The sequence below is a fragment of the Dermacoccus sp. SAI-028 genome (assembly GCF_004346775.1).
Classification (GTDB): domain Bacteria; phylum Actinomycetota; class Actinomycetes; order Actinomycetales; family Dermatophilaceae; genus Dermacoccus; species Dermacoccus nishinomiyaensis.
The window spans coordinates 424,523-437,820 of the sequence record NZ_SMFS01000001.1 but is presented as its reverse complement, the minus strand read 5'-3'; the positions used below and the strand labels follow the sequence as shown (position 1 = coordinate 437,820).

The following is a 13,298-nucleotide window of genomic DNA, read 5'->3' as shown; positions in this document are numbered from 1 at the left end:
ATGCGTCACCCCGCGGTACGAATGTGGACGGGATTCGCAGATGGGGACGTAGATCGCAGGATGGCCCCGGCGCGCCGTGTACAACTGCGATTTTCGTCCACATTCGCGATTCTCGGACAGGCCTGCGAATCCTGTCCACATTCGGGCACACCGCAAGGCTCAATGCGGCGACGCCAGGGACAACGACGTAGGGGTCCACTCGACGAGGCCTTCGTCGGCGAACGCCTGCAACCAGCCCTCCATCGGCCAGGTGCCCCACCGCTCGCGGTAGAGGTTCGCGTTGCGCACGATGTCGACGACGTGATGGCGCGGCGGGTTCGCGCTCGGATGCCACTGATGCAACGCGTGCGCGCCGCCGACCCACGCCATCCGCAGGCCCGCGTCACGGGCCCGCATGCCGAAGTCGGTGTCCTCCGCGCCGTACCCGACGTACCGCTCGTCGAAACCGCCGCACGCGCGCCAGGCGTCGGCATCGAGCGCAAACGCGAGCGACCACAGGAGACGATGGTCGTCGTCGACCTCGACCGCACCCGACGACGGCGCGGGGCGCGCAGCATGCGGAGCGACGAAACGTCTTGCAGCCGCCGGGAATTCACCGTCGAGACGATCGTCCTCCCCCAGATACGTGACGATGCCGTTGAGCACGGCACGCTCGCCGCGAGCATCGAGCTGACGCTGCGCGTCACGCGACGCATCGACGAAACCGGGCAGGGGGACGCAGTCGACATCGAGGAAGACGATGAGTTCCGCGCCATCATCGAGTGCCGCCGTCGCGCCGACGTTGCGGGCCCGCGCGGTCGGCATGCCCAGCGGGTGATCGTCGAGGGGCACGATGCTGACGCTCTCACCCATGACGCCCGCCGCGCGCAGGTCGTCACCCAGATCAGGCATGTCGACGGCGACGATGACGTGTCGCACGTCGGGCGCCACCTCGTCGAGGAACCGTCGCTGATTGACGAGGTGCTCCAGACGCCCCCGCACCGGAGTGACGACGGCGACGGGCAGCGTCCGGCCCGACCCCATGTCGGTCATCACTGCAGCGTCCCATCTCCGAGTGCGGGCACCTCGGCGCCGGTAGCGGCTGGCCAGCCGGAGCCGCCCTCGACGACTCCACGCGCCGCGCCCCCGGCTTCGCGGACGCCTCGCTCTGCGACACCTGCGCGCGCAACATCGTCGATGCCGTGCCTGCTCCCACGCACAGCACCTCCCAGATCGTCGGCCTCAGTTCCAGCGGCTAGGTCAGCGACGCCCCCGCGCGCAGCGGCCTCGATGACGTCAGCCGCGCGGTCAACAGCGCCGTCGACGCACCAGCGCGCCCACGCACGTCCTGTCAATCGCTCGTCGTCCCCGGCGAGGAGTTCACGGATGCCGGCAGCGACCTCGTCAGCGGTCGCACCCAGAGTCAGCCTGCGCGCGATGCCGGCGTCGTCAAGAGCACGAGCCATGTCGGCCTGCTCGTCGAACGGACGCTCCTGCGGCACGACGACGGCAGGAACACCGAAGGCAGCGACGTCCGCAAGAGCATTCTGCCCCGCGTGGGTGACGACGACGTCAGCCGTCGCGAGCAGAACCTCGACGGGGTGGTCGGCGTCGGGCGTCCGCCAATGGACCTGCGGCACAGCGCGTTCGACGGCGCCCGGAAGCTCAGCGTCGTCCCAGCCCTCGCCGCCGACGAGGAGCACACCACGCAACCTTGGTATCTCTTGGGCGCCCCGCGATGTCGCGTCCGAGAAGGCCCCTCTCGGCGTGCCCACCGAAAGGCCCTCCGGAACGTTCACCGCGGCACCGTCAGAATCGCTGCCCGCCAAGGCATCTGACGAGGCCCCTCGCCGTGCGCCCAGCGAAGGGCCTCCCACAGCGTCTATTGCTGCACCGCCGGATCCGGCGCCCGGTGCAGTGCTCTGCGAGACGTCCGCCGCGACGCCGCAGCCGCCGGCATCGCGGGAACCGGCCGCCCGCGGGCCTGACGCAACACTTTCCGAGGAGTTCGGGGAGGGACATGCCGACGAACCACCGCCCGCAGTGTTCGGCCCCGCAGCATGACCCGCGAAGCGCGACAGGCCACCGACTTCGACCGTCTTGTCGCGATGGCGTTCGAGGTGCGGCGCGACGTCGAGCCGCGCCGGCCAGGGCGCCAGCACAGCCGCCGCCAGGTCGAACGCCAGCGCATGCGGTGCGTCGTCGCGTCGCCCGGGCTGAGCCACGACGACGACGGGGACGCCGAGCAGCCGCACGAGAGCGGTCACCTCGACAGAGACGTCGACGACGACGACGTCCGGGCGCCCCTGGGTCACCCACGCCGCGATCTGCGCCGAACGCTCGGCGTAGCCACCGCCGAGCGGAGCCCAGTGCAGACGCCCACCCGCATCGGGGTCGACGAACGGTGCATCCGCTTCATCGGCATCCGACGCGAGCGCGACCTGATCCCCGTCGGGTAGTGCGCCGCTGCCGAGATAGGTGATGACGTGCCCGCGCCGCGTCAGTTCGGCGCCGATGACGCCCGCCCGCGTCGCGTGCCCCCGCCCGTGATGGTGCACGTAGTAACCGATGCGCATCACGACATCGCCCCTGTCGCGTCCGGTTGGGCGCCGCCTGAGACGCTGTCGCCCGAAAGGCCCCCCGGGAGCAACGGACGGTCCGCAACGTCGCTGCCCGTGCCGTTCGGCGCGCTCACGCCCGGACGAACCCCGGCTGGAGGCTTCATGTCCTCACGGATGACGAGCCGCCGCGCGTCGGCGTCGCTCGGGAGCGGATCCAGCGGTGTGTGACCTTCGACGGATCGCGCGCCCGATCCAGGCTGCGAACGGCGCGCCGCGTCAGCCGCCTCCGTCAGCACCGCGAGATGCCCGTCGATGCAGGCATCGAGAGAGAAATGGCGGACGGCGCACTCGCGCACCGCCGCGCGCTCGAGAGCGTCGACTTCGGTGACGGCAGAGGCCAGTCGGGCGACCAGCACGTCGTCGGGCGCCGCCATCACGGCTCCTGCCGGGAGCTCAGACGAATCCACGACCGGATTCGTCGACACGTCGACGAGGACACCCATGTCCGGTCGCACCACCTCGACGAGACCACCTCGTGCGAGGGCGATGACAGGCGTCCCGCACATCGCGCCCTCGACGGCGACGAGGCCGAACGGCTCATCCCATGCCGGTGTGACGAACAACGCGTCGCTCCGCCCGACGACCTTCGCCACCTCCTGCGGCCGCAATGCGCCGAGATGCTCGACGTCACCCCCGAGCCGCGGCGCGATCTCCGCCTCGAAGTACGCGGCATCGCTGACCGGCCCGACAAGAGCCAGCCGTCGCCCGGCCATCCGCGCCGCATCGATCGCGAGATGCGGCGCCTTCTCCGGCGTGATCCGACCGACCCAGGCGAGACGGCCGTCGGCAGCACCCGGCCCGAGGACGAAACGCGACTCGTCGACACCGTTCGCCACGACCTGCCGCGTCACCGTCGACCACTGCGCCGCGAGGGCTTTCGACACCGCGACGAACCGCGACGCCGGCGAGGCGAGGGCAGCGCCGAGCTCCATCCACGGAAACGGCGGCGTGTGCAACGTCGTGACGACCGGCGCGTCGTAGGCGCGCGACAGCGACATCGGCAGGTGGTGCAGGCTGTGGTTGGCGACGACGTCGAGCTCACCGGCACGATCCCGGCGCGCCAGTTCGGCGGCCGCGAACGTGAACGCGTGATGGTCGTCGAGAAACGGCTTCTCCGGCAGCTGCGGGTCGAGCGCGGCAACCGCCGAGAACCGCGGCAGCGCCGGGTACGTCACGACCTCGTCGGCCACGTCGGCCGGCGTCCCCTCGGCCGCGAACAGCACGACGTGGTGGCCGCGCCGACGGAACCCGGCGACGAGCGCCGCCGTCAGCGATTCCTGGCCGCCGGCGAACGGCTCGCTCAACGGGTTGCGGTTCGTGGCGAGCACGGCGATGCGCAGCGACGTCATGCGACTCCTCCTCGCAGGTTGGCCAGATACGTCGCGAACCCGCCGACAGCTCGCCCGTCGAGACGGCTCGACGTGACGACGCGCGCGTCATCGGCCGCCCGCACGAGGCGCTCGTCCTCGGCGCGCAGCCGCTCGACGAGGTCTACGTCCTCGTGCAGCGACAGCGGCGCGAACCCGCCGACCCGCAGGTACGCAGAGGCGCGCACACCGAGATTCGCGCCGTGCACGTGAGGATGCCCCTCCCGCAGATGGTGTCGTTCCATCCACTCTGCGCGCCGCGCGCCGGTGAGAGCCGCGTCCGGTTCGACGGTGCCGACGTACGCGTCGGCGCCGGCGTTGGCCGTCGCGATGTGGGCGCTCAGCCAGTGCGGCGGGACGTGCGTGTCGGCGTCGGTCGACGCGAGCCACAGCGCGTCGGCATCGATGCCGTCACGTTCCGCCCATTCGAGCGCGCAGCGCACTCCCGCGGCACGCGCTCGCCCGACGCTCCCCGCCGTGACGACGAGCGGCTCCACGCTGAACTGCCCGCGGTGCGCCGCGGCGCCCGCGAAGGCACGCACGATGGCCTCGCTGTCGTCGGTGCACGTGTCGAGGACGATGCACGCACGTAACGTCATCGCCGGCGCGAGATGAGCAACCTCGACGAGCGCTCGTTCGAGCGCCGTGAGGCAGTGCGCAAGCGCCTGCTCTTCGTCACGCGCAGGCACGATGACGGTGGCGCCGGCGAGAGCAGGGCGAGGCGAACCGTCACGGCTGCGAGTGAGCGCACGTGTCACGCACGGATAGGTGCGCTCGCTCATGACCACCTCCGTCGGCCCCAGGCCTCGAGGTCGAGGGGCCCGTCTGCGGGCACGGTGTCGACGATCGGTGACGCATCCGCGGACGATTCGACCGGCCCAGCGACCCTGTCATTTCTGCGATTTTCGTCCACATTCGTCCGATGACGGGTGCGCGCCGCCGTCACGCCGCCGCCCACCCATGGCGCGCCGTCGCACGCTGCGAGCAGACCCTCGGCATCGCGCAGAACGCACGGCTGCATGACGTCGACGATGAACTCAGCGCGCTGCAGAACGTCGTCGGACGGTTCGCCGGCGCACACGCGAGAGTCATCGGCGAGCACGTCGGGACGGTGTTCACCGCACCAGATCCCGACGTCCGCGAGCGCGAGCCACGACTCGAGGGCGGCGTACTCGCCGCTCGGTGCCACCGTTCGCGCCGGCCGCCAGAACACGACGACGCGCGGGGCGCGCCAGATACCGTGGCGCCCCCGCACGTCTGGCTGTGGAATGCGGGCAGCGAGCGCGAGCTGCTCGCCCTCCTTGAGCTGCGCGAGATCGGCTCGCTCCCCCGCGTCGGGGCCGTCGTGCCAGGCCACCGCGGCCGGCGCATGACGCAGGGCGACGCCGGTGTTCCAGGCGCGATAGGCGAGATCCCAGTCTTCGCCGCCGTACCCGACGAGGCTCTCGTCGAACCCGTCGAGTCGTTCGAACGCGTCGCGCGTCATGCCCATGACGGCGCTGATGACGAGTCGCCAGTCGCCGTCGCCGGCGTCACGCAGGTCGTTCGTGCGCGTATAGCCGTCGCGCAGCCACTGGGGTGCGGCGAGGACGTCACCGTCGGCCGGCGCCTCGGGATCGGTTGCCGCACACCAGGACACGACGTCGTCACCCCGCGCGGCGACGGCACTGAGATCGGCATGCCGACGGGCTCCGACGACGAGGGCGCCGGCGCCCGGCGCCTCGCGCGACGCCTCTCGCAAGGCGTCGACCATCGCGGCACAGTAGCCGGGCGTCGGCACGGTGTCGCCGTCGAGGAAGAGGACGACCGGTGACGACCCGGCGCGCGCGCCGAGATTGCGCACTGCCGCGGCGCGGAAGCCCTCGTTCGCCTGTCGCAGGAGCGTGACGCCGTCGGGGACGCTCGGCGGGGTGGCCGAACCGTCATCCGCGACGACGACGTGGAGGCGCAGCGACGAATCATCCTGCGCCGCCAGGGAATCCAGCACCCATCGCAGACGCTGCGGGTCTTCGAAATGCGTGACGACGACGTCGACGTCGCGTCCGTCACCCACGCTCAGGTCAGCCCCCTGCTCGCCTGCGCGAGCGTTCGCGCTCACCCGACACCACCCAGGGACGTCAGGTGCGCGGCGAGCAGTTCGCTCTGGCGACGCGCGGCGTCCGGCGTCGTGAGCAAGCCGGGATGCGACGGGTTCGTCACGGTCATCATCGGGTCGCTCAGCGCCGACCGGGCGGCATCGACGAAAGCGTCGACCACCCCATCCCGATCACCCGAATCGCTTGCATCTGTACGAGGTTCGACGACCGTCACCGAACCGGGTGCCGCCGTCGACAGTTCGGCGACCCACGGCGTGGCCAGCGTGATCGGCCGGCGACCGGCGGCGATCCATCGGCCGATCGAACCCGACGCGGAGATGTGACGGTAGGCCGCGAGCGGCACGGCGATCGTCGCGATCGCGGCGTCCATCTCGTCCTCGCTCAGGTGCCCGAGAACGCGCAGTTCGATTCCGCGCGCGTTCGCGGTGCGGCGCAAGTCATCGACGAAGTCCTCGTGCCCCTCGACCACCGCGCCGAGCATGACGAGGTCGCGACCCAGCGCCGCGGCAACATCGAGCGCCAACTGCGGATCCTTGCCCGGATGGACGAACCCGAGGACGCCGACGGGCGCGTCATCGCCCAGGGCGAGCACCGCGTCACCCGCCTCGGTTGCACTCGCTCGCGCATCGACCGGCAACGTGACGACACCGACACCAGCGACATCGGCGTCGCCGAAACCCCGAGCGGCGCTGTCAGCGTCACCGGCAGGCGCCGCGACGACGTCACCCAGCATCGCGCGCTCGGCCTCGCTGCACACCTGAACAGACGCGGCGGCCGCGACGATGCGCGCATACAGCGCAGCGCGACGTTCGTAGCGCGCCTGCCCCTCGGCGGGCTGCGGAATGTCGTGAAGCGTGACGTGCACGGGCCGCGCGGCGCCCTCGATCGCGCGCACCCCGGCTTCGATCGCCCGGTGGTCGGCGCCGAGCAGCGCGTCGGTGAGGTGAACATGCACGGGCCCCGCATCGTCCGCGAGGTACGCCGCGAGGTCACGCGCGCCGGTCCCCACGTCGAGCATCGACGTGCGGCGCGCACCGGCGAGAGCCGCCCCGTGGCGCGTCACCCCGTGCTCGGGCGGGCCGAGCAGGAGGTGGTCGACGGTTGCAGCCGCATCACCCGATGCAACGTGCGCGCTGCGGGGTTCCTCAGCGGCAGTGCTCGCCGGGCGCGTCGTCGTCATCCTCGTATTGTCATGTGCGACGGGGCTTCTCGTCATCTTGACGTCCGTCGGATGTTCGAACGCATCGCCGCTCGGTGCGGCGCTCACACGTCACCGTCCACGATCTCGAGCAACGTCGCATGTCGACGCACCGCGTCCGCGAGTGCCTGCGGGTGCTCGGCGTACCACGCGGCGTGGGCGGCGACGATCTCGTCCTCGCCCACCGCCTGACCGCGCACCTGCCACACGCGGGCGACGTCGTCATCGCTCATCGGCACCTGCGCGAGCGCGGCGGCGCGCTCGTCCATCGGCGCGACGAGGGCGCCGAGCAGCGACCGGCCAGGGTCGTACTCGCGGGGTGCGCCGAGGTCGAGGGCGGCCGCGATGCGGTCGGCGACCTCGACGAGGACGTCGTTCGTCGGGTGGTTGATGACGTGGACGCTGCGCCGTCCAGGGCGCGCGAGGGCATCACGAATGTCGACGGCGCCGTGCGCCTCGATGCGCCGCGTCAGCTCGGCGAGGGATGCGTCGCGCAGGGCAGCGACGGCGCGCTCGTCGAGCTGCGGCAGGTCGTCGCTCGTCATGCGAGTCGCGTGGTCACCCGCTCGGCGGCACGCCGCGATGACGCGCAGATCGTGATACGGCACGATCGGCGGCTCGCCCGCGGGCGTGCGGACGATGACCTGCGCCGGGTGCAGCCCCGCCCACCGCATGACGGGCACGATCGTCGACCTGACGTGCGGCGCCGCCGTGAGCAGTTCGTCCGTGCCGACGGGCAGGCCGCGATACCCGGGGGCGACGGGTTGCGTCACGAGGTAGTGGGCCTGCGCGAGGATGCGATGCAGGTGCGGCACATCATCGGCAAGCAGTTCGTGCGCCGGGATGAGGCGGATCGTGCGGATGCGATCGCCGTACCGACCGTCGAGAAGTACGCGCAGCGACTCCGCCTGGCAGTTGCCGTGGACGACGAGCACCGGGCGGCCGGCAGGATCGGCCGTCGGCACGGGGTCGGTGAGACCGTAGAACTCGCCGTAGTGCAGGTTGCGAGGCGTCGCCTCGACGGCAGGCACTGTCATGAGGCCTCTCCTTCGACGTCATCTCTGGCACTTTCGCCGCTGACGGCGCCAACGCCGCGCTCGCCGTCAGCCGACGAATGTGGACGAAAATCGCCGATGTGGACAGGATTCGCCGTGGACGGGATTCGCAGGACGGCGCGGGTGTCGCGCGACACGGGGGCCGTTGCGGCGGTTGGGGCATCGCCGTTGCTCGGGCGAGCGACCACGATGGCGACGTCGTCGTCTTCGTAACGCGCGAGCGTCGGCCACACGAGGCGCACCTGCTCATCGACGAGACGCCCGTCGAGGGGGATGTCACGCGTCGGGTGCAGCCAGTTCGCCACGACGACGACACCGTCATCGCGCAGCAGCGCGTCGATGCCGGCAAGGGTCGCCAGCAGCGTCGCGCCGTCGAGGAAGTAGCCGATCTCGCTGAGCACGACGGTGTCGAACCGCTGCCCTTCGTCGGCGAGTTCATCGAGCACAGAAGGCAGTTCGGCGTGGCGCCAGTCGACGCCGTCGACGTCACGTCGACGAGCGCGCGCCAGCGCCTGGGCGCTCCCGTCGACCGCGACCACGCCGTCGGCGCGCTCGGCGAGCACCCGCGTCAGGGCGCCCGTGGAGCATCCGAGATCGAGCACGCGCCCGAGATGCTCGTCAGGCAGCATCGCCTCGATGAGGGCACGGCGACGCCGCTCGTACCAGCGCGTCTCGACACCCCACGGGTCGTCGCTGCCCTCGAACATCGCGTCGAAGGATGCCGCCGGCGTGCGTCCGTCATCGAACGAGGCGACGCGGGGCAGCGCGCCGTCCGGGTCGAAGAGTGTCTCGACGAGACGTTCGAAGTGGGCGAGGACGCCGGCGTCGAGCATCGCAGGCTCGGCTGTCGGGCGCGCGAACGTCCCGATCTGTGACGAGTACGCCGCGATGGCCGCGCGTTTGCGCTGGAGCGAGGCGACGTCGGGGACAGCGAGAACGCTGCTCTCCCAGACTGTTTCGGCGACCGACGATGGGTCGCCCCAGTGCCACCACCACAACGGATAGCTGACGCACGCCGCCCCGAGCTGCGCCGCGACGTCACGCGCCACGGCTCCGCACGTGTCGTGGTCGATGTGCGCATCGGCCTCCGCCGGGGCGACGACGAGCACCCGCTCAGTTCCCGACCCACGCACCGGCGTCATCGACGGCGTCACCGTCGAGGTCACATCGGTGGCTGCGTCATCGCAGCCGACCGCTCTCGAGGGCGACTGGTCCGACACCGTGGATGCCTCCGCCGCAGTTACCCGCACGACGCGCTCCAGCGCAGCGGCCAGCTCGGCACGGTGGTCAGCGACGCGGCCGTCAGGTAGCGCAAGGCGCTCAACCCGCCCGAGCGCACCGCCGAGCAGCACACCGAGAGCGTCGTCGAACTCGCGACGACGGACTTCGCGGACGACCTCGAATGTCAGTCCCGTTGCCGCAGAGTGCGATCCCTCGCCGTCGGTGACGAGGGCGACGTCTACGGGCAACCCCGCGTCCGCGAGCATCGCCAAGAATGCGCCGACGGCGAGTGTCTCGTCGTCGGGGTGAGCCGCGACGACGACGACGCGGCTGTACCGGGCAGCGAGGGCTTCGACGTCGAGGTGGCCAAGCGACGCCCATGGCGTCCCTCGCAACCACGTGCGTTCGCTCGTGCCGGGCTCCCGCGACGACCACGAGGCCGGCGCGGCGGGCATCCCGCGCATCAGTGACGCTCCAGCGTGGCGGCGCCGATGGCGGCGAGGTCGCGTTCGGCATGGTGCTGGCGCACGTAGACACCGAGGTCGGCAACGCGCCGCGCGTGGGTCTCGTCGCTCGTCAACGGGCCGGGGCCGAGCGCGTGGCCACAGATCGTCAGCGCCTGCTCCGCCGCATCGGCGACGACTGCTCGCACGCGCGACGACAACGCGAGACCCGCTGCACCGCAGGCGTTTCCACCGTCGATCGCGCGGGCTGCGTCGGCGAGTACCGCGTCGAGCAGATACGTGATGACCTCGAGCCGGCCCAGATGCATGAGCGCGATCTGATCGGGTTCACGCCGCCCCGCAGCCGCACGAACCGCTGTGACGAGGCCGTCCACGCCGCCCGCCCAGACGGCGGCGACACCGATGCCACCCCACGCGAAACCGTCACGACCGAGGTAGAAACCTGGCTCCCCGACGGGCTTCGCGGGCATCGCGTCGAACGTCAGCGACGTCGAACGGATCGCGGCGAGCCCACGCGACACCCATGACTCCTCGGCGCCACCCACCCGCGCGTCCGTGAGATCGACGGCGAACAACCGCTGCCCTTCAGGCGTACCGGCCGTCACGAGCGCATGCGACAACTGCTCACCGAGCGAGCACCACGGCTTCACCCCGTCGAGCACCCAGCCATCACCCTCGCGACGCGCGGCGAGGCCCGGCGCCCGCGCCGCGAACACGCCCCAGGCGCCGTCCCCACCGCCGGGCAGCACGTCGCCCGGCGCAACCCCCGCCTCGGCGAGGATCGCAAGCGCATCGAGGTGCGGTTCGATGACGCGGGCCGTCGTCAGGTCGGAGGCGCCGAGCGATCGGAGCGTGTCGAGATACACCGCGCTGTCGCGGCCCAACGCCGCTGCGGCGGAAGCGAATTCACCGGCAGCGGCAAGCGCCGCCCCGATGTCCCCAGCAGGGATATCGGGGCGGCGCAGCGCGCGAGAGGGTTCGCTCAAGCGGAGAGCTCCCGCTTCCAGAAGCGCAGCGCACGGCACGTCTCGACGAAGCCCTTCGCGCCGGCCGCGTCGCTGACGTCGACGAACCCGTCGTCCTTCTTCGACGCCACACCCGCGGCTTCGATGAGACCCGACGCGTCCGGGCCGAGGGCCAGGAACTTGTTGTGCGCGACGGCGTCCGTCACGAAGTCACGAGCCTCAGCGACCTTGCCGAGCGTCGCCGCACCGTCAGCCGACGGCAGCAGCGCGACGGCGTCGAACAGCACAGACGGCGCACCGGCGATGGCGTGATCGGCGGCGAGCTTCTCACCGTTCGACAGCGTGACGCCACCGACGGCCTTCGCGACGATCTCGACGACCGTGCCCTCGGCCTCGGCGGCCGAACGCACCGCGGCGAGCAGGTCGGCGTCGGTTCCGTCGCTGACGACGACGCCGATCCTGCGGCCGGCGAAGCTGTCGGGTCCGTTCTTCACGATGCTCAGCGCGTCGGAGACGGGCAGGTCGTGACGCGGCGCCACCTTCGCGGGCGAGGCCTCCGGCAGCTCCATCGCGAGCTCGTCGGCGACGCGCTGCGCGAGCGACTCGTCGACGTTGCGCAGGTTGCCGAGCATGCGCGTGCGGATCTCGGGGATCTCGCACTTGCCGAGCTCGAACGCGAACGCGTCGACGATGTGCTTCTGCTCGACCTCCGTCTGGCTCTTCCAGAACTGATTGGCCTGGCTGTAGTGGTCGGCGAACGACTCCGCACGCAGACGGCGCGCCTCACCCTCGACCTTCGTCGGGTACGTGTCCGGCTGGAACGTCGTCAGCGCGCGCGGGCCACGGTCGTCACCCGAGAAGCCGTTCGGCTCGTAGTTGGCGCGGCCCCTCTGGTGCGCGAACTGCATGTGACCGTCACGCTGGAAGTGCGCGACGGGGCACTTCGGCGCGTTGACGGGCAGCTGCGTGTGGTTGGTCGAGCCGAGGCGCGACAGCTGCGTGTCGAGGTAGCTGAAGTTGCGGCCCTGCAGCAGCGGGTCGTTCGTGAAGTCGATGCCGGGCACGACGTTCTGCGTCATGAACGCGACCTGCTCCGTCTCGGAGAAGACGTTGTCGACGACGCGGTTGAGCGTCATCTTGCCGAGCGGGCGGATCGGGACGATCTCCTCGGGGATGATCTTCGTCGAGTCGAGCACGTCGAAGTCGAAGCTGTCGGCGAACGCGTCGTCGAACACCTGGACACCGAGTTCGTACTCGGGGAAGTCGCCGCTCTGGATCGCGTTCCACAGGTCACGACGGTGGAAGTCGGCGTCGGCGCCGTTGATCTTGACGGCCTCGTTCCAGACCACCGACTGCATGCCCTGCACGGGCTTCCAGTGGAACTTGACGAACGAGCTCTTGCCGTCGGCCGTCACGAAGCGGAAGGTGTGGATGCCGAAGCCCTCCATGAAGCGGAAGCTGCGCGGGATCGCGCGGTCGCTCATCGCCCACAGGGCCATGTGCGTCGACTCGGGCATGAGGGAGATGAAGTCCCAGAACGTGTCGTGCGCGCTCGCCGCCTGCGGCCAACCGCGGTCCTGCTCCTCCTTGACCGAGTGCACGAGGTCGGGGAACTTGATCGCGTCCTGGATGAAGAAGACGGGGATGTTGTTGCCGACGAGGTCCCAGTTGCCCTCCTCGGTGTAGAACTTCGTCGCGAAGCCACGGACGTCGCGCGCGAGGTCGGCGGAGCCCATGTTGCCGGCGACCGTCGAGAAACGAACGAACGTCTCCGTCTGACGGCCCTTCTTGCCGAGCAGGTAGGCGGCCGTGAGGTCGCTGTGGTCGTCGTAGCTCTCGAACACGCCGTGCGCGCCGTAGCCGCGGGCGTGGACGACACGCTCCGGGATGCGCTCGTGGTCGAAGTGCATGATCTTGTCGCGGAACGCGGCGTCCTGCAGCAGCGACGGGCCGCGGTCGCCCGCACGCAGCTGGTTCTGGTCGTCGGTCACCGGAATACCCTGCGACGTCGTCATGGCGTTGCCACCGCTCACCCCCTGGTGCAGCTCGTCCCCGGTGCCGCGCGTGTCGGGGCTCGTGGTGCGCTCGTTGTCGCTCATGGCTCTCCTCATGCTGGTGGTCGTTCGATCATGGCCTCTCGACCCTATGTCGGAGAGTAAGGCCACCGCACCCCCTCTCACCACGCCCCTACGGATGTGGACGAAAATCGCAGATGTGGACAAGGATCGCAGCGAGGCCCAGGGCGCTGACGGGACATGAGCCGCCGGGCACCCGTGTGGGTGACGACTCGGTGTGAGAGGCGAAACCCATTGGAAAAATTAGGGATCGACTC

General features: G+C 70.6%; 10 protein-coding genes. All 10 read right to left on the bottom strand.

Annotation, left to right across the window (positions count from 1 at the left end; all coding sequences use genetic code 11):
- Positions 1-159: 159 nt before the first annotated feature.
- The 10 genes from EDC82_RS02060 to EDC82_RS02015 all read right to left on the bottom strand — a co-directional run bounded on the left by EDC82_RS02060 (position 160) and on the right by EDC82_RS02015 (position 13,065).
- Complete coding sequence (locus EDC82_RS02060) at positions 160-1,032, bottom strand: glycosyltransferase family 2 protein (protein WP_051805565.1); 873 nt, start codon at positions 1,030-1,032, stop codon at positions 160-162.
- Entirely contained in the window at positions 1,032-2,555 is a 1,524-nt protein-coding gene (locus EDC82_RS02055; RefSeq protein WP_200829270.1) for a glycosyltransferase, read from the bottom strand. Before EDC82_RS02055 ends, EDC82_RS02060 begins: the two co-directional genes overlap by 1 nt.
- Positions 2,555-3,949 (bottom strand): glycosyltransferase, encoded by a 1,395-nt coding sequence (locus EDC82_RS02050; protein ID WP_131940443.1) that lies wholly within the window; start codon positions 3,947-3,949, stop codon positions 2,555-2,557. The genes EDC82_RS02055 and EDC82_RS02050 overlap by 1 nt, the downstream gene beginning before the upstream one ends.
- A complete protein-coding gene (locus EDC82_RS02045; protein WP_082740547.1) occupies positions 3,946-4,749 on the bottom strand; it encodes a glycosyltransferase family 2 protein in 804 nt (267 codons plus the stop codon). Before EDC82_RS02045 ends, EDC82_RS02050 begins: the two co-directional genes overlap by 4 nt.
- The gene (locus EDC82_RS02040) at positions 4,746-6,065 is read right to left on the bottom strand and encodes a glycosyltransferase family 2 protein (RefSeq protein ID WP_131940441.1); all 1,320 of its coding nucleotides are present in this window, start codon (positions 6,063-6,065) and stop codon (positions 4,746-4,748) included. Before EDC82_RS02040 ends, EDC82_RS02045 begins: the two co-directional genes overlap by 4 nt.
- On the bottom strand, positions 6,062-7,243 hold the full coding sequence (locus EDC82_RS02035) for a hypothetical protein (protein WP_131940439.1): 1,182 nt from the start codon (positions 7,241-7,243) through the stop codon (positions 6,062-6,064). The genes EDC82_RS02040 and EDC82_RS02035 overlap by 4 nt, the downstream gene beginning before the upstream one ends.
- 83 nt (positions 7,244-7,326) lie before the next feature.
- Positions 7,327-8,298, bottom strand: coding sequence for a WcbI family polysaccharide biosynthesis putative acetyltransferase (locus EDC82_RS02030; RefSeq protein ID WP_131940437.1), 972 nt, complete (start codon positions 8,296-8,298; stop codon positions 7,327-7,329).
- On the bottom strand, positions 8,295-10,001 hold the full coding sequence (locus EDC82_RS02025) for a PIG-L family deacetylase (RefSeq protein ID WP_131940435.1): 1,707 nt from the start codon (positions 9,999-10,001) through the stop codon (positions 8,295-8,297). Before EDC82_RS02025 ends, EDC82_RS02030 begins: the two co-directional genes overlap by 4 nt.
- A complete protein-coding gene (locus tag EDC82_RS02020; protein WP_235006070.1) occupies positions 10,001-10,987 on the bottom strand; it encodes an acyl-CoA dehydrogenase family protein in 987 nt (328 codons plus the stop codon). Before EDC82_RS02020 ends, EDC82_RS02025 begins: the two co-directional genes overlap by 1 nt.
- On the bottom strand, positions 10,984-13,065 hold the full coding sequence (locus tag EDC82_RS02015; protein WP_131940431.1) for a catalase: 2,082 nt from the start codon (positions 13,063-13,065) through the stop codon (positions 10,984-10,986). The genes EDC82_RS02020 and EDC82_RS02015 overlap by 4 nt, the downstream gene beginning before the upstream one ends.
- Positions 13,066-13,298: the final 233 nt, after the last annotated feature.

Excerpts from the sequence above, each read along its gene's own strand:
- EDC82_RS02060 (WP_051805565.1), bottom strand. The coding sequence starts at position 1,032 with ATGACCGACATGGGGTCGGGCCGGACGCTGCCCGTCGCCGTCGTCACT.
- EDC82_RS02055 (WP_200829270.1), bottom strand. The coding sequence starts at position 2,555 with ATGCGCATCGGTTACTACGTGCACCATCACGGGCGGGGGCACGCGACG.
- EDC82_RS02050 (WP_131940443.1), bottom strand. The coding sequence starts at position 3,949 with ATGACGTCGCTGCGCATCGCCGTGCTCGCCACGAACCGCAACCCGTTG.
- EDC82_RS02045 (WP_082740547.1), bottom strand. The coding sequence starts at position 4,749 with ATGAGCGAGCGCACCTATCCGTGCGTGACACGTGCGCTCACTCGCAGC.
- EDC82_RS02035 (WP_131940439.1), bottom strand. The coding sequence starts at position 7,243 with ATGACGACGACGCGCCCGGCGAGCACTGCCGCTGAGGAACCCCGCAGC.
- EDC82_RS02030 (WP_131940437.1), bottom strand. The coding sequence starts at position 8,298 with ATGACAGTGCCTGCCGTCGAGGCGACGCCTCGCAACCTGCACTACGGC.
- EDC82_RS02025 (WP_131940435.1), bottom strand. The coding sequence starts at position 10,001 with ATGCGCGGGATGCCCGCCGCGCCGGCCTCGTGGTCGTCGCGGGAGCCC.
- EDC82_RS02015 (WP_131940431.1), bottom strand. The coding sequence starts at position 13,065 with ATGAGCGACAACGAGCGCACCACGAGCCCCGACACGCGCGGCACCGGG.